This is a genomic window from Solirubrobacter pauli (assembly GCF_003633755.1).
GTDB classification, from domain to species: Bacteria; Actinomycetota; Thermoleophilia; order Solirubrobacterales; family Solirubrobacteraceae; genus Solirubrobacter; species Solirubrobacter pauli.
In genome coordinates, this window is sequence record NZ_RBIL01000003.1 from 20340 (window position 1) to 37175 (window position 16836).

11 protein-coding genes are annotated in these 16836 nt (G+C 70.7%); 1 reads left to right on the plus strand and 10 read right to left on the minus strand.

Annotated features, from left to right (window positions below; all coding sequences use genetic code 11):
• Positions 1-8: 8 nt before the first annotated feature.
• Positions 9-1859 carry a DNA/RNA non-specific endonuclease gene (locus tag C8N24_RS31780; RefSeq protein ID WP_121258211.1) on the plus strand — a complete coding sequence of 617 codons (1851 nt, stop codon included), beginning with the start codon at positions 9-11 and terminating at the stop codon, positions 1857-1859.
• On the opposite strand, the gene C8N24_RS31785 is transcribed toward C8N24_RS31780, so the two are convergent.
• From C8N24_RS31785 to C8N24_RS31830, 10 genes are all read right to left on the minus strand, one after another.
• A complete protein-coding gene (locus tag C8N24_RS31785) occupies positions 1856-3001 on the minus strand; it encodes an ROK family transcriptional regulator (protein ID WP_170179567.1) in 1146 nt (381 codons plus the stop codon). The two genes, C8N24_RS31780 and C8N24_RS31785, sit on opposite strands and share 4 nt — an antisense overlap.
• Before the next feature lie 176 nt (positions 3002-3177).
• The gene (locus C8N24_RS31790; protein WP_121258215.1) at positions 3178-8535 is read right to left on the minus strand and encodes a ThuA domain-containing protein; all 5358 of its coding nucleotides are present in this window, start codon (positions 8533-8535) and stop codon (positions 3178-3180) included.
• 11 nt (positions 8536-8546) lie between these two features.
• Entirely contained in the window at positions 8547-9278 is a 732-nt protein-coding gene (locus C8N24_RS31795) for an ABC transporter ATP-binding protein (RefSeq protein WP_121258217.1), read from the minus strand.
• Entirely contained in the window at positions 9271-10053 is a 783-nt protein-coding gene (locus C8N24_RS31800; RefSeq protein ID WP_121258219.1) for an ABC transporter ATP-binding protein, read from the minus strand. Before C8N24_RS31800 ends, C8N24_RS31795 begins: the two co-directional genes overlap by 8 nt.
• Before the next feature lie 6 nt (positions 10054-10059).
• Positions 10060-11487 carry an ABC transporter substrate-binding protein gene (locus tag C8N24_RS31805; protein WP_121258221.1) on the minus strand — a complete coding sequence of 476 codons (1428 nt, stop codon included), beginning with the start codon at positions 11485-11487 and terminating at the stop codon, positions 10060-10062.
• Between the two features lie 20 nt (positions 11488-11507).
• A complete protein-coding gene (locus C8N24_RS31810; RefSeq protein WP_121258224.1) occupies positions 11508-12548 on the minus strand; it encodes a branched-chain amino acid ABC transporter permease in 1041 nt (346 codons plus the stop codon).
• Positions 12545-13492 (minus strand): branched-chain amino acid ABC transporter permease, encoded by a 948-nt coding sequence (locus C8N24_RS31815; protein ID WP_121258226.1) that lies wholly within the window; start codon positions 13490-13492, stop codon positions 12545-12547. Before C8N24_RS31815 ends, C8N24_RS31810 begins: the two co-directional genes overlap by 4 nt.
• A complete protein-coding gene (locus C8N24_RS31820; protein WP_425474495.1) occupies positions 13492-14610 on the minus strand; it encodes a Gfo/Idh/MocA family protein in 1119 nt (372 codons plus the stop codon). Before C8N24_RS31820 ends, C8N24_RS31815 begins: the two co-directional genes overlap by 1 nt.
• A gap of 29 nt (positions 14611-14639) precedes the next feature.
• Positions 14640-15503 (minus strand): sugar phosphate isomerase/epimerase family protein, encoded by an 864-nt coding sequence (locus C8N24_RS31825; RefSeq protein WP_121258228.1) that lies wholly within the window; start codon positions 15501-15503, stop codon positions 14640-14642.
• A gap of 89 nt (positions 15504-15592) precedes the next feature.
• The gene (locus C8N24_RS31830; protein ID WP_211340233.1) at positions 15593-16774 is read right to left on the minus strand and encodes an ROK family transcriptional regulator; all 1182 of its coding nucleotides are present in this window, start codon (positions 16772-16774) and stop codon (positions 15593-15595) included.
• Positions 16775-16836: the final 62 nt, after the last annotated feature.

The following is a 16836-nucleotide window of genomic DNA, read 5'->3' on the forward strand; positions in this document are numbered from 1 at the left end:
CGCGCTGAGTGCGCGAGCGCGACCTCCAGGACAAGGCGGCCCTCGAGGCCGCGGTACGGCAGGTCGCCGACGAGTACCTGGCCGACCCCAACGTCACGTCGATCGGCGTCGGCTACAAGGTCGTCGACGGCGAGCCGACCGACGAGCTCGCGCTCCAGTTCACCGTCAGGACGAAGTTCGCGCCCCAAGGGCTCGAAGCCGCGCCGACGCGCCCGATCCCCGCGGTCATCACCGCCAACGGCATCCGCTTCACCACGGACGTGGTCGAGCGCCGCTACACGCCCCACCCGATCGTCGTCGACGCGCAGCCCAAGGCGGACCGCAAGCGCCGGCTGGACCCGATCGTCCCCGGCGTGAGCATCGGCAACGCCGCCATCAGCGCCGGAACGCTCGGCTGCCTCGTCCGTGAGGTGGCGACCGGCGAGACGCGCCTGCTCTCGAACTGGCACGTCTTCCAAGGCCTGGACGGCGCGCTCGGCGACCGGATCGTCCAGCCCGCCGCGTTCGACGACAACCGCGTCGACCAGAACGTCTGCGGCCGGCTCGTCCGCAGCCACCTCGGCCTCGCCGGCGACTGCGCGATCGCGAGCCTCGAAGGCCGGGGCGCCGAGGAGACGATCCTCGAGCTGGGCGTGCCCGTGCGCCGGCTGGGCGACCCGGAGCTCGGCGACCGCGTCGTCAAGTCCTCCCGCACGACCGGCGTGACCTACGGCGTCGTCACGCGCCTGCACACGATCACGAAGATCGCCTACGGCCGGGACCGCCTGGAGCAGATCGGCGGGTTCGAGATCGGTCCCGACGAGGACCGCTCGGCGGCCGACGGCGAGATCTCCTCCGGTGGCGACTCCGGTGCCGCGTGGCTCGCGCTCGACGAGCGGGGCGAGCCGACCGACGTGATGCTCGGCCTGCACTTCGCGGGCGAGGCCGACGGCACGGCCGGCGAGCACGCGCTCGCGTGCTACGCGTCGTCGGTCTTCAGCAAGCTCGAGATCGCCCCGCTCGTGGCCGACACGGTGATCGTCATCAGGACGTCGAACGTGGGCTACGACGAGGCGTTCCTGCCGGGCCAGACGATCCCCGTCCCACTCGCGAGCAAGGCCGTCGAGGCCGACTACGCGCCGCTGCAGCGCAGCGACGGCGTCGTCCGCCACGCCACCCACTTCTCGCTCGCGATGAGCGCCTCCCGCCGGTTCTGCCGCTGGGTCGCCTGGAACGTGGACGGCAACGGGCTTCAGCAGCTCAGCCGCTCCGGCATCGAGTTCCAGCGCGACCCCGAGTACCTCGCCGAGCATCAGGTCGACGACGACCTGTACGCCAACAACCGGCTCGACCGCGGGCACATCGCCCGTCGCGCCGACCTGTTGTGGGGCACGCGCGAGGAGGCCCAGCGCGCCAACGAGGAGTCGTTCCTGTTCACGAACATCGCCCCGCAGCTCGACGACTTCAACCAGTCGGTCAAGCACGGCCTGTGGGGCGAGCTCGAGGACGCGATCTACGAGGCGGTGACCGTCGAGGACCTCAGGTTGAGCGTCGTCGGCGGACCGGTCTTCAAGCCCGACGACCACCGGTACCGCGGCGTGCTCGTCCCCCGCTCGTACTGGAAGGTGATCGGCTACGTCGAGGCGGGCACGCTGCACGCCAAGGCCTACGTGCTCACCCAGGACGACCTCGAGAACAAGCTCGAGTCGCTCGGCCTGGAGCCGTTCAACCTCTACCAGGTGGCGATCTCCGAGCTGGCCGGGATGACCGAGCTCGACTACGGCCCGCTGACCGCGGCCGACACGATGCCGGCCAGCCCCGACGCGTCCGGCGCCGGCCGCGCACGCGTCGTGCACGGCCGCTCGGACATCGTGGTCTAGTCGAGCATCCGCTGCACCAGCGAGGCCGCCAGGCCCGGCAGGTGCAGGGTGGACGCGCCGAGCAGCTCGGCGCGCGGGCCGAGCTCGCCCACGACCAGCCGCGCGGCGTGCGCCGACGCCGGATACGCTCGGCGCTCGATCGCGGCCGCGAGCGGCGTCATCACCAGGTCACCGGCGGCGGCGAGCTCGCCGCCGACCACGACGCGCGCGGGGTTGAGCAGGCCGATCGCCGCGGCGACGCCCTCCCCCACGACCGTCGCCGCGTCGCTCAGCGCGCGCCGCGCCCGCCGGTCGCCGGACTGGGCCTCGCGCACGACCGTGCCCACGTCGGCGTGCGCGGAGCCGTGCACGTCGCCGACGATCGCCCGCGCGCCGGCGAGCGCCTCGACGCAGCCGCGGTTGCCGCAGTCGCACAGCGGCCCGGTCCCACCGAGTGAGATGTGCCCGAGCTCGCCGGCCAATCCGCTGACGCCGCGGTAGAGGCGGCCGTTGATGATCAGGCCAATGCCGATGGTCGGCGACAGGTGCAGGTACACCAGGTCGTCGCAGCCCCGTCCCGCGCCGAAGCGGTGCTCGGCGATCGCGCCGAGGTTCGCGTCGTTCTCGAGTTGGACGGGAAGCTCGATGCGGTGCTGCAGCGCGGTGGCGAGCTGCGCGCCGGGCCAGTCGCCGACGGCCGCGCTGACCACGCCGACGCCGAACACGGCGTCGCGGTCCACGCCGGCGCCGGCGATGACCCCGTCGACGACGGTGGCCGCCACCTCCAGGACCGTCCGCGGGTCGGCGATCGGCGCGTCGAGCGCGTGGTGCTCGACGCCGCGCAGGTCGAAGAGCGCGCCGCGCAGCGTGTCGGCGCCCAGCTCCAGGGAGACGGAGTAGCCGGCCTCGCCCGCGAGGTAGATCCGCATCGGCGGGCGGCCCATGCCGCCCTCGGCCTCGACGCGCTGCTCGATCAGGCCGTGGTCGTCCAGCGCCGCGAGCGCGAGCCCGACCGGTGAGCGCGTGAGCCCCGCCCGTGCGCCGAGCTCGGCGCGCGTCATGCCCGGCACCTCGACGAGGGCGTTCACCACCCGCGACAGCGAGTCGCGCGACAGGTCGGCAAGCCGCTCGCTCCGTGGCGAGCCCGCGCTGATCGTGGCCATGGTCCCGAATCTAGACCGACATCTGCGGCCTCGTGCCCTAAATGAGGGCATTCTTCAACCGGCTTTAGGCCTATCTCATGAGAAACCACGGGCGGCCCGCGTGCACGGGCCGCCCGCTTCTGGGAGGAGAGCCTTCGCGGCGGGCAACCCACACCCGCCCGCCGCGAAGGTGTCGTCTACGGAGTCGTAGTCGACAGGGTGAACGTCAGCGCCTTGGCGTAGGTGCCACGGCGCAGGTCGTCCGTCTCAGCGATCGACTGCTTGAAGTCGATCGTCGCGGTGTCCTTGCCGACGGGGCCGCTGTAGGTCAGCAGCGTGGTCGGCGCGCTCGTGGTGCCGACCGGCGCGAAGGCCCCGGTCCCGCCACGGGCGCTCGTGGCCTTGACCTGCACGGGCTGCGGGAGCCCGAACGTGCCGTTGACCAGCTTGCCCGTGTGCACCGCACTCGGGTCGGACACCGTCAGCTTGGCGTCAGCCGCAGTGGAGGTGATCTGCAGCTGCGCGGACGCGTTGTACTCGGCGGTCACACCGGGCATGAACGTGCCGAACGCGGGCGGCGTGCCGATCGTGAGCGCCAGCGTGCCCGGCACGCTGCCGGACAGGTCGACGTCCTTCGTGACCGACTCGCCGGTCGTCGGCGGCGCGATCGTGAACGTGACGCTGCCGACCGTGGACACGTTGCCGGCCTTGTCGGTGGCGCGGTGCTCAAGCGTGTGCGCGCCGACCGCGCTCACCACGACCGGCTCGGTGTACGCCGTCCACGCCCCGCCGTCGAGGCGGTACTCGAGCTTGTCGATCCCCGAGCCGCCCGACTCGTCCGCGCCGGTCACCGTGACCGTCACCGGGCCGGTGCCGGCGGTGGTCGCCGCCGACGTCGGCGCGGTCGCGTCGGGCACGCCCGCGGTGATGCGGAAGTACTCGAACACCGCGTTGTCGCGGGTGGTCACCGTCGCGTTGGAGTCGTTGGCGTAGATGCCGATCTTGGGGTTGGCCCCCGCGATCGAGAGCGCCGTCGGCGAGCCGAACGTCGTCCACGCGGCGTCCCCGTCGAAGCGGTAGTACGCGCGCAGCGTCGTCCCGTCGGACACGATCCGCAGGTTCACGGTCGTGGGACGCGAGTTGATGTTCGCCGCGCCGTCGAAGCCCGCCGCGACGTTGTTGGTCTCGTTCAGGAACTCGAGCACGCGCCCGCCCGAGTACACGTAGTCGGCCTTGACGTAGTTGCCGTCGTCGCCGTACACGAGCAGGCCGGCCTGCTCGTAGTTCTCGTTCGGGTCGAACGTCAGCCGCGTCTCCATCGTCCAGGGCCCGGTGGGCGCCCGCTGCAGGAGCATGTTCGGGTTGTTGTTCGCGCCGTTGGCGAAGAAGTCGCCGTGCGCGGCCGGCAGGGTGAGCTTGCCATCGGCGACCGTGTAGCCGCCCGGCTCGTGCCGGACGATGTCGGTCCAGCGGCACAGGTTCAGCGCGGCGCCGTCGAACTCGTCCGCCGGCGTCTCCGGCGTCGTCAGCTTGAACCAGTCGACCTTGAGCTCGCGGTTCACGGCCGACGCCGAGGTGGCGTAGACGCCGATCCTCGGGGCGGTGATCCCCGTGAGGTTCGTCGTGGCGCCGTAGTTGGTCCACGTGATCCCGTCCGCCGAGTACGCGGGCTGGATCGTGGTGCCGTTGGACGTGAGCCGCAGGTACCACGTGGTCGGGAACGTCCCCGGCAGCGTCGCCGTCGCCGAGCCGAGCGCGGTGGCGGTGTTGTTGAGCTCCTTGAACGCCTCGAACTTGCGGCCGCCGCTCCAGACCATGCCGGCCTTGATGAAGTTGGCGTCGTCGCCGTAGACCATCAGGCCGGCGTTGTTGTAGTTGGTGGTCGGGTCCCAGTTGGCCTTGATCGTCGCCGTCCACGCCCCGGAGGTCGGCAGCGGCTGGGTGACGATGTTGCGCAGGCCGGTCCCGCCGCCGTGGATGTCGAAGTTCTGCGACGTGATGTTCAGGCTGCCGCCCGACACGTTCATCGCGGTCGGGTCCTCGCGCACGACGGACCACTTGCCGGTGTTGAGCGACGTGCCGAGGAAGTCGTCGTCGCCCGGGCAGGACGCGACGGCGGTGGTGGCGTCGATCCGGATCGTCGCCTGCTGGTGCTTGCCGCCCGCGTCGGTCGCCGTCAGCGTCGCCGTGTAGCTGCCGACCGCGGTGTAGATGTGCGTCGCGTCCTTGGTGGTCGCGTCGGTGGTGCCGTTGGAGTCGAAGTCCCACGCGTACGTGAGCGCTCCGCCTTCCGGGTCGAGCACGTTGCCGGTGAAGGTCACCGGGAACGGCGCGACGCCGCTGACCGCGTCGGCGGAGATCGACACCTCGGGCGCCGCGTTGGCGGCCACGCCCTTGCCGGAGAACGTCAGCGAGTCGATGTCGTAGAGCGCGGTCGTCGGCCCACCGGTCCGCGCCGCCGCGACGACGTACAGCTTGTGGCTCGCGTCGTCGGGTGCCGTGATGGTCGCGGTGCCCGTCTTGTAGACGTTCGCGCCGCCGCTGGCGGTCAGGTCGGCCGTGCCCACCACCGGGCCGGTCGGCGAGTCCAGCCGGAGCTCGGCCAGGCCGCCCGCGCCCGTGGAGGCGTAGCGGAAGGACACCCGCTGCACGCCCTTCAACGAGACCGGCTCGAAGAAGAACGAGTCGCCGGGGTCGAGGCTGCTGACACGCCGGCCGCCGTCGGCCGACGCGTTGTCGACCGCGGTCGTCCCGTTCTGCCCGCTGTAGTGCTCGGCCTGGATCTCCTTCGGGTTCAGGCGCCGGGTCGTCGCGCCTTCCAGCGGCTGCGAGTTGGGTGCGCCGTTGTCGAGGTAGGTGGCCGTGAGGACGAGCGCGATGTTCGCGCTCTTCTCGTGGCCGGACTCCTGCTCGACCTGGATCGTGCCCTCGCAGCCCGTCTTGTTGACGCCCGGGTGCACGTGGGCGTTGCCGCCCTCGTCATGGAAGATGCCGGGAGAGACGACGACCTTCGAGCAGTCGATCGTGCCGTCCTCGGGGTCGGTGACCGTGACCTTGTAGGCGATCGAGTCGCCCCAGCCGTAGACGCCGCCCTGCGGGATGTCGAGCGCGACCGTCGGCCGCGTGTTGCCGACCGTGACGAGCACGGTGGACGTGCCGGACTTGCCGGAGGTGTCCGTGACCGTGAGCTTGACGGTGTACGTGCCGCCGGTGGTGAACGTGTGCGTCGGGTTCGCGGCCGTCGCCTTGGCCGAGCCGTCGCCGAAGTCCCACTCGTAGGTGAGCGTGTCGCCGTCCGGGTCCTCGGAGCCGGCGCTCGAGAACGTCGCAACCAATGGGAGCGCCCCTGAGTCCTTGTCCACGGCGGCCTTGGCGACCGGCGTGCGCGAGCCCTTCACGTAGTCGATCCGGTACAGGCCGGAGTCGGGGTTGATGCCCGAGCCGGCGTAGTTGAAGTCGCGGCCCCACTCGAGCACGTAGAGCGTGCCGTCGGGCCCCATCTCGATGTCCTGCGGGTGCCGGAAGTCCGCGCCCGGCATGAAGCGCCGCACCTCGGCAGGCTTGCCCTGCGCGTCCAGCGTCAGCGTCGCGATCCAGTCACGCGACCAGTCGGCGAAGAAGACCTTCTTGTCGTAGTAGGCGGGCAGCTTGGTGTCCGCCTGCGAGCCCGCGTCGAAGTGGTAGGTGGGGCCGGCGATCGCCGTGCGGCCGCTGCCGGTCGGGATCGCGGTCGGGCCGCTCGCCCACGGGAAGCCGGACGGGTACGGCGAGTACGGCCACCACAGCAGCGCGCCCGTCGCGGGCGGCGTCTTGGCGAGGCCGGTGTTGTAGTTGGACGTGTTGTTCGGGCCGCCGGCGCAGTCGAACGTCTCGCCCGCCGGACCGCTCGGGAACGTCCAGTCGCGGTACGCCTTGTTGTCGGCGATGCAGTACGGCCAGCCCATGTTGCCGGCCTGGCGGATCTGGTTGAGCTCGTCGTAGCCGCGCGAGCCGCGGTTCGCGTTCTCGCTGTTGGCGTCGGGCCCGACCTCGCCGTTGTAGACCCAGCCGGTCTGCTGGTCGACCGCGATCCGGAACGGGTTGCGGTGGCCCATCGTGTAGATCTCCGGCCGCGTCTTGGTCGCGTCGGACTGGAACGGCGGGAACAGGTTGCCCGCCGGGATCGAGTAGGTGCCGTCCGGCTCGGGCTTGATGCGCAGGATCTTGCCGCGCAGGTCGTTGGTGTTGCCCGACGTGCGGCGGGCGTCGTAGGCGCGGTCGGCGTCGGGGTTGTCACCCGGGTTGTTGCGGATGACGTCGTCGTCGATCGGGTTGTAGCCCTGCGACTGCGAGTGCTCGGTGTCGTCGCCGGTGGAGATGTGCAGCAGCCCGCCCGGGCCGAAGGCCATCGAGCCCGCGGAGTGGCAGCAGACGATCCGCTGGTGCGGGATCTTCAGGAGCACCTTCTCCGACGTGAGGTCGACGTTGCCGGCCTCGTTGAGCGTGAAGCGCGAGACGTGCTGCTCCTCGGGCGACGGCGCGCTGTAGAACAGATAGAGCCACTTGTTGGTGGCGAAATTCGGGTCCAGGGCGATGCCCAGCAGGCCGTTCTCGTTGCCGCGGTGCACCGGGATCGTGCCGACCGTGCGCACGGACCGCGTCGCGGCGTTGTAGAGCTTGACCTTGCCGGCGAGCTCGACGTAGTAGACGTTGCCACCCGGGCCGATGGCGATCTCCATCGGGTTCTCGGTGTTGTCGTCGAGCGTCACCTTGTCGAAGGACGCGTCGGTCGGGATGCCGTCGCGCGGCGCCCCGCAGTCGCCGGGCGCGGTGCCCGCCGCCCACTCGATCGCGCCGAGGATGTGCTTGCGGTAGTTCGCCTCGTCCCAGGCGGTGCCCGCGTGGCCGAGCGCCGTGTAGAAGGAGCGGCCGCGGTCGAAGTTCGAGCACCACACGATCGGGTGGTCGTCCGCCTCGGCGGAGCCGTCCTCCTCGTTGTAGGTGCTCTCGTCCAGCTTGGCGAGGACCTTGACGCCGGCGGGCTCCTTGGTGAAGTTGTACCACTCGTCGGTGCGCACCCAGTCGGCCGGGATCCCCTGCGTGGCGGGGTGATCCGGCTCGGTGATCTTGACCGTGGCCTGCTGGATCGCGGGGTGGTTGTTGAACAGCGAACCGCCGCGCGCGTCGGCCATCCAGTCCCAGTCGCGGTCGGCGTTGGCCGCCGCGTGGATGCCGACGAGGCCCTTGCCGCGCTGGTACCAGCGCTCGAACGCGGTGCGCTGCGCCGCGTTGAGGATGCCCTCGCCGTCCGGATGCAGCATCACGACGACCTCGTACGGGCGCAGGTTCGCGTCGGTGAACTGCGTCGCGTCCTCGGTGATCGTGACGTTGAAGTTGTTCGCGGTGCCCAGGGCCTGGATCCCGGTCTTGCCCGCGTCGATCGCGTCCGAGTGCCGGAAGCCCGTCGTCTTCGAGAACACGAGCACGTCGAAGCGCGGGGTCTGCGCCGCGGCCGGTGCCGCCGACGCCCCCAGCACGGCGGCGGCCAACGCCACCGCTTTCCATCTCAGCTTCATTCCCTCTCCTCCTAGGCGACTTCCGCCAACGGCTCCACCCCGAGGAAGCGCTTCTGCGCCTCGGGGTCGGACAACAGCTCCAGCGATGTGATTCGGGTCGCGATCGACCCGCCCACCATCACCACGATCTCGGCGGCGAGCGACGTCGCCACGCCGAGGTTCTGCTCGACCACGAGCAGCCCCATCCCGGCCGCCGCGAGGTCCTTGATCGTCTCGATCAGCGTCTCGACGACCGTCGGCGCCAACCCCTCCGACGGCTCGTCCATCACCAGCACCTTCGGGTTGGTCAGCAGCGCCCGGCCGATCGACAGCATCTCCTGCTCGCCGCCCGAGAGCGACGTGCCGGAGACGTGCCGGCGCTCGGCGAGCCGCGGGAACAGCTCGTACACGCGCGCCGGCGTCCACGCCGCCTTGGCCGGCGCGCCCACGATCTGCAGGTGCTCGTCGACGGTCAGCGACTGGAACAGCCGGCGACCCTGCGGCACGTAGCCGATCCCGGCCTTGGCGATCCGGTGCGCGGGCTTGCCCGACAGCTCCTCGCCGGCGAGCCGGACCGACCCGCTGACGCGGTTGCCCGGTCCCAGCACGCCCGACAGGGCCTTGCACAGCGTCGACTTGCCCATGCCGTTGCGGCCGATCAACGCCACCGGCTCGGCGCCGAGCGTGAGCGACACGCCCTGCAGCACGTGCGCGGCGCCGTAGTACGCGTCCAGGTCCTCGACCACGAGCAGCGGCTCAGCCATGCTCGATCAGCCCCGATCCGAGGTACAGGTCGTGCACGGTCTGGTTGGCCCGGATCTCGTCCGGCGTGCCTTCCACGATCACCCGGCCGTCGTGCATCATCGTCACCCACTGGGCGACGCGCAGCGCGACGTCCATGTCGTGCTCGATGAGGATCAGCGTGATGCCGGAGTCGAGCCCGATCAGCGTCTCGGTCAGCCGCACGCGCTCCGCGCGCGAGAGGCCCGCGGCGGGCTCGTCGAGCATCAGCAGCTTCGGCTCGGCGACCAGCGCCATGCCCACCTCGAGCTGGCGCTGCTCGCCGTGCGAGAGGTCCATCACGAGGTCGTCGACGCGCGCAACGAGGCCGATCCGCTCGGCCATCGCCCTGGCCTTGCCGCGCAGCTGGGCGTCCTTGGCCGACGGCACCAGCCGCAGGTGGCCGGCGCTCACGCCGAGCGCGGCCAGGTACAGGTTGTCCTCGACGGAGATCCCGGCGAACAGCCGCGACGTCTGGAACGTCCGCGAGAGCCCCATGCGGGCGCGCTTGCGGGCGGGCAGCGTCGTGACGTCGTGCCCGAACAGCTCGACGCGCCCGCTGCTGGGCGGGAACTCCCCCGAGATCAGGTTGAACACCGTCGTCTTGCCGGCCCCGTTGGGGCCGAGCACGGCCCGGCGCTCGCCGGGCCGTACGTCGAGGTCCACGCCGCGCACGGCGTGGACGCCGCCGAACCGGCGGTCGATCCCCGACAAGCGGAGGATCGACGCCGGCGAGGGGTGGGTTGCCGTGGCGGCCATCAGCCCCTACTTGGAGAAGCTCACGTCTTCGGCCTGGCCGACCCACGGCGGGGCCTCGCCGGCCTCGCACTTGGGGTTCTCGCGGTCAGGCGCGGGGGTGTCGGCGGAGAAGGCGCCGTTGAACGTCTGGTCGACGTCGTTGACCTGGGCGAACGTCTGCACGTCCGGCACGCCGTCGCCGGTCGTGTCCTCGACGATCTTCTTGAGGAAGACGTTCGAGATCGCCTGGCGGTTGCTGTCGAGCTTGACGTCGCCCCACGGGGCCTTGTCGCCGGTGAGCGTGACCTTGGCCAGCTCGGCCTGCAGCTTGCTCTGGTCGGCGACGTCGCCGCCGACGGCCTCGAGCGCCGTGATCAGCGCGGCCATGCCCGTGTAGTAGCCGTACGTAAACACCGACGGACCGGCGCCGGCGATCTCGTCGCCGTAGTTGTCCTTGAGGCCCTGGATGTAGGCCGCGACGTCGGGCGAGTCCGAGTCGGCCGCGGTCATCGCGGAGGTGACGCCGCCGACGAGCGACTTGCCGACCTCCTTGAGCACCAGCGGGTCGTCCCAGAAGACGTTGCCCAGCATCCGCTCGGTGTCGACGCGGCCGCGCTGCTCCTCGTACTGCTTGATGAAGCTGATCAGGCCCGAGCCGCCGATGCCGACGTACAGGCCGTCGACGTCCTTGGGGATCTGCGAGATGTAGGAGGAGTAGTCCTCCTCGCCCAGCGGCGCCCACACGCGCTTGGTGACCTGACCGCCGATCGCGCAGTACTCGGCGACGAAGCCGGCGAGCGACGTGTACGGGAACGAGTAGTCGTCGCCGATGATCGCGGCCTTCTTCCAGCCGAGCTTGTTGTACGCGTAGTCGCCGAGGCCGGCGGACCACTGCGCCCCGTCCGGATGGAAGCGGAAGAAGTTCGGAGCCTGCACCTTCAGCGTCGAGTCCTGCGCGCCGGCGATGCCGTTGACGAACGTCTTGTCCGGGTGCTCCTTGGCGTAGTTGGCGACCGCGATGCCCTCGTCGCCGCTGAGCGGGCCGATCAGGATGTCGGCGTCCTCCTGCTCCATCAGGCGGCGGGTCTCCTCGATCGCCTTATCGGCCGTGTCGTCCGCGCAGCCGTAGCCGACGATCTCCACGGGCTTGCCGGCGATGGTCGCGCCGGTCACGCCGTCGGTCGGCTTCTCACCGCTCGGCTTGGCGCCCGCGTACTTGATCAGCGCGAGGTTCGCGCCCGAGGCCGTCGGCTCGAAGAACGAGCCGAACGCGCCCTCGCAGTCCGACAGGAAGCCGATCTTGATCGGCTCGCCGCCACCGCCACCGCCACCGCCCTCTTCGGCCGCGTTGCTGCTGTTGCCGCCGCCGGCGGCGTCGTTGCTCGCGCTCTCGGACCCGCAGGCCGCGAAGGCGGCGCAGGCAGCGACCAGCGCGACGTGTGAACGTCGGAACATCCCTCTCTCCCCTCTGTGAGCTATTCGGTCGTCTGTGGCACCGGCGTCGGTGCCGGGGTGCGGCGGGGCGTCCTGACCTTGGCCCGCAACGAGTCCCAGATGCCGATCAGGCCGCCGGGGGACGCGAGGACGATGACCAGGAACAGCACGCCGATCAGCGTGTTGAACCGCGCGGGGCCGAGGACGTTGCCGACCTCCGGGACCCACTCACGCGAGTAGTTGTCGATCAGCGCGTAGGTGAGCGCGCCCAGCCACGCACCCTCGAGCCGGTACAGGCCGCCGATCACGGCCACGATCAGCACGTCGATCGTCTGCGCGAGGTTGATCGAGCCCGGCGTGATGCGCGTGTTGTAGAAGACGCTCAGCACGCCGGCGATGCCCGCCACGAAGGCGGCGATGCCGAAGGCGAGCGTGCGGTGCAGCGTCACGTCGAAGCCCAGCGCGCGCATCCGCGCGGGCTCGTCGCGGACGCCCTGCATGCCGAGCCCGAACGCGGTCCGCGACAGCGCGCCGAGGCCGAGGAAGACGAGCGTGGCCACCACGAGCGTGAGCAGGTAGCGCGGCAGCGGGTCCTGCTCGGGCGAGCCGACGATCCCGGGCAGGTCGACGCTGTTGATGCCACCGAACCCCGAGAGCCCGGTGACCTGGCTGAAGAAGTAGTAGACGAGGACGCTGAAGGCCAGCGTGATCATCAGGAAGTAGATGCCCTCGCTGCGGGCGGCGATCCAGCCGAAGCCGAGGCCCACGAGCGTCGCGATCAGCAGCGCGAGCACGAGCGCCAGGTACGGGTTGATCGCGGTGCCCGCGCCGCCGTCGGCGAGCACGAGGTTCGCGTAGGCCATGCCCGCGATGCCGTAGATGCCGACCTGCGCGAGCGAGACCATCCCGCCGTACGCGGCGAGGAAGATCAGGCTCGCCGCGGCGATGCCGAGCCACAGCGTCTTCGTGAGGATCGCGCTGACGAAGAAGTCGCTGACGAACAGCGGCGCGACCGCGAACAGCCCCACGGCGACGGCCAGGGCCGGCCACGCGATCCGCTTGGTGGACACCGCCGGGTTCATGCCGGCCTCCCGTAGAGCCCGAGCGGGCGGAAGGCGAGCACGCCGACCAGCAGCGCGAACGTGACGATGATCGAGTAGTTCGTCAGGTCCAGGTCGCCGAAGACGAGGTACACGTCCGCGTAGGCGTCGACGAGTCCGAGGGCGAGCGCGCCGATCGCGGCGCCGCCCAGCGAGCCCATCCCACCGATGATCACGACGATCAGCGAGTTCAACAGGAAGGCCGTGTCCTGGCCCGGCGCGAGCGAGATCATCGTGCCGCCGAGCACGCCACCGATCCCCGCCAGCAGCGCGCCGAGGAAGAACATGCCGATGAACACGCGGTTGACGTTGATCCCGAGCGCGGAGACCATGTCGCGGTCGTCGACGCCGGCGCGCACGATCTTGCCGAAGCGCGTGCGCTTGATGATCAGGTAGAGCGCGAGGCCGATCAGGATCGCGGCGCTCAGCACGACCACCCCGCGGAAGAAGCCGAAGCGCACCTCGCCCGGGAGCGTGATCGACGTCGGCCACGCGGACGGCGCGGCGATGTCCTTGGAGATGCCGCCCCAGTAGGCGAGCATCTGGTCGGCCAGGATGACGCTCAGCGCGATGGTGATCAGCGCCTGCCGCAGGTCCTGCCCCTGGTTCCAGCGCAGGAACACCTGCTGGAGCACGACGCCGATCACGCCGATGATCAGCGTCGCGAGGATGAGCGGGACGAGCCACGCCCAGACGCTGTACTCGCTGTCGGACGCGCCGCTGAGGCTGAGCCCGAGGCCGCTGTCGCTGGTGAACCAGCGCGTCTGGATCTCCAGCGCGATGTAGCCCCCGAGCAGGTACAGCGAGCCGTGCGCCATGTTGACCACGCGCATGAGCCCGAAGATCAACGTGAACCCGCTCGCCACCACGAAGTACAGCGCGGCGAGCGTGAGCCCGTTGAGGGTGACGGTGACGAACTGCTGCATCAGCCCGCGACGGCCTCCGGCCGCAAGGTGAACTCGGGCAGGCGGACCAGCTCGCCGCCCTTGAGCGCGGACTCGTGCGCGCACAGGCCGACGCACGTCCAGTTGGCCGAGCGGCGCGCGTCCGGGAACGGCGCGCGGGCCTCGGCCAGCGCGGACACGAACTCGTGCACGAGGTGCGGGTGCGAGCCGCCGTGGCCCGCGCCCTGCGTGAAGCTCAGGTGCGTCTCGTCCTCGTCGTCGTAGACGCCCTTGGTCGTGAAGCGCTGGATCGGCTCGGGGAGCCGGTGCGCGAAGTCGGGGACGTCGATCTCCTCGGGGATCTCCGGCTCGGGCTTCTTGGCCGTGTGCAGCACGTGCTTGCCGCCCTCGATCAGCGTCCACTCGAACGCCTGCTTGGAGCCGTAGACGTCGATGCTCTCGCGGTACTGGCGGGCGACGTCGAACAGGCTGCGGTAGATGCGCGCGCTGACGTCGGAGTCCTGCAGCTTGATGTGCGCGGACTCGACGGCGAACGGGCTGCCGTAGTGCTCGATCAGGTCCTCGCGGATCGTGCCCGAGCCGAAGCACGAGACCACCTCGGCGGTCGCGTCGGTGAGCGCGAGCATCGGACCGACGCAGTGCGTGGCGTACCACATCGGCGGCAGGCCGGGCCAGTAGTCGGGCCAGCCGTCCATGTCCTGCATGTGGCTGGCCTGCAGGAACTGCAGCTTGCCGAGCGCGCCCGTGTCGTAGAGCTCCTTGATGTAGAGGTACTCGCGGGCGTAGACGACCGTCTCCATCATCATGTACTTCAGGCCGGTCCGCTCGACCGCCTCGACGATCGCCTGGCAGTCCTCGATCGAGGTCGCCATCGGCACCGTGCACGCGACGTGCTTGCCGGCCTCAAGCGCCTCCAGCGTCATCCACGCGTGGTCGGGGATCGGCGAGTTGATGTGGACCGCGTCGATGTCGGGGTCCTGCAGCAGCTCGCGGTAGTCCGTGTAGCGCTTCTCGATGCCGTACTGGTCGCCGACCGCGTCCAGCCCCGCGCGGTCACGCCGGCAGATCGCGGCCAGCTCGGCCTGCGGGTGCCGCTGGTAGATCGGGATGAACTCGGCACCGAAGCCGAGTCCGATCATCGCCACTCGAATCACGTCAGTCTCCTCGCTCAAGCCGCGATCGGCGGGGTCAGGGATGCGCGCAGGAACGCCGCGCCGCGCTCGGCCAGCTCGTCGCTCGGCGCGTCGAGCGGGCGCCACAGGCTCACGGCCTTGGCGATCTCCTCGATGCCGGGCGTGAACGACTCGATCACGAGCGGCCCCTGGAAGTCGATGTCCCGCAGCGCCTCGAACAGGTCGCCCCACGGGAAGTGCCCGGTGCCCGGCGTGCCGCGGTCGTTCTCGCACGTGTGCACCTGCAGCAGGCGGTCGCCGACCAGCCGGACGGCGTCCCCGATCGACTTCTCGTCGATGTTCATGTGGAACGTGTCGAGCAGCACGCCGACGTGCTCGCTGCCGACGCGGTCGACCAGCTCGAGCGCCTGCTCGGCCGTGTTGATCAGGTCGGTCTCGAACCGGTTGAGCGGCTCGACGCCGAGGCGCACGCCGTGCGCGGCCGCGTGCTCGGCGACGACCTTCAGGCTCTCGACGGCGAGCCCGCGCTGCGCCTCGCGCTCGTGCGGCTCGGCGATCCGCGTCCGGCCGACGGCCGCGTAGAGCGGGCCGACGAAGTGCGGCGCGCCGAGGGCGGCCGCGATCTCGATGCAACGCTCGACGTAGGCGATCGCGTTCGCGCGCACCGCCGGGTCCTCGTGCGAGAGGTCGCGGTCCGGGCCGATCGCCCCGCAGACGGTGAAGCCGACGCCGGCGTCCTCGCCGGCCGAGCGCAGGCGCTCGACGCTGAACGCGTCCGGGTCCTCGACCGCCACCTCGACCACGTCGAACCCGAGCGCACGCGCGCGGGCGACCAGCGGTAGATCGCTATCGCTGAACGGCGACGTCCAAATCCACGTCGACGCCCCAATCTGGTTCATCCCTCTCTCCTCCGAAGCGGACTTCGAGCGAGAGACTACAGATTAACGAGGGGCGTGCAACTTAATTTGTCGATGGCCGACGAATACCGTCAAGCGGCGGCGGATTCCGTCACGAACGCGTCGATCGCGTCGGGGTCCAGGGTGTGCTCGATCACCGTGAGAGCGGCGCCGCGCAGGCCCGCGTCGTCGCCGTAGGGCGAGCGGGCCAAGGTGACCGCGCGGGCCGCCGCCGGCAGCGCGGTCTTGTAGATCGCCTCCTGCATGCCGACCAGGAACTGGTCGCCGGCGTCCACGAGGTAGCCCCAGACCGCGATCACGTCGGGGTTGAGCAGGTTGATCGCGCCCGCGACGACGTCGCCGATCTGGCGACCGGCCTCGCGCACCTCCTGGACGGCCTCGAGCACGCCGCGGTTGGCGAGCTCGGACACCTCGCGGGCGGTGCGGATGTCGAAGCCGTGCTCATGCAGGCGGGCCGCGAGCGCGGCGCCGCCGGCGACCGTGTTCAGGCAGCCGCGCGAGCCGCACGTGCACGGGGCCTCGTGGCCGTGGACCTTCGTGTGGCCGATCTCGCCCAGCAGGCCGGTCGCGCCACGCACCACCTGGCCGTCGATGATCAGACCGCAGGCGATCACCGTGCCGACCTTCAGGCAGAGGAAGACGCGGGCGTCGGGCCAGGAGGTGCGGTGCTCCCCGAGGGCGAGGAAGTTCACGTCGCGGTCGGTGAACACGGGGCGCTCGTAGCGCTCGCGCAGCCGGTCCGCGAGCGGGAAGGAGCGCCACTGCGCGGTCGTGGCGCCCGTGCCGGCGATCTCGAGGTCGCCCGGCATGCCGATGCCGAGCCCGTACAGGCGCCCAGCGTCCCCGCCCACCTCGGCGAGGCCCTCGTCGAAGTGGCGCTCGAGATCGCGCAGCAGCGCCTCGGGGCCTTCGCTGACGTCGATGTCGACCTTGCGGTACCAGAGCACGTCGGCGGCGAGGTTCGTCACCGCCATCAACATGCCGCTCATGCCGACCTGGGCGGCGAGCGTCACCCCCGCCGAGGCGTTGAACGCCAGGCGGCTGGCGGGCCGGCCGCGCGCGCCGCTCGTCTCCCCCACGCTGACGATCAGGCCGTGCTTGAGCAGCACGTCGAGGCGCTCGGTGACCGTCGAGCGGGCGAGACCCATGGTCGCGGCCAGGTCGGCGGTCGTCTCGGCCGCACCGCGGCGGAGGAGGTCCAGCACCTCGCCGGTGCGGGCCAGGCGGAGGGGGCTCGGATTCGTTGACGCCACGCACCAATCATACGGTCGGCGGAAGTCTCCGGAGTTGACTTGCATGGTCGAGCGAGTTACGT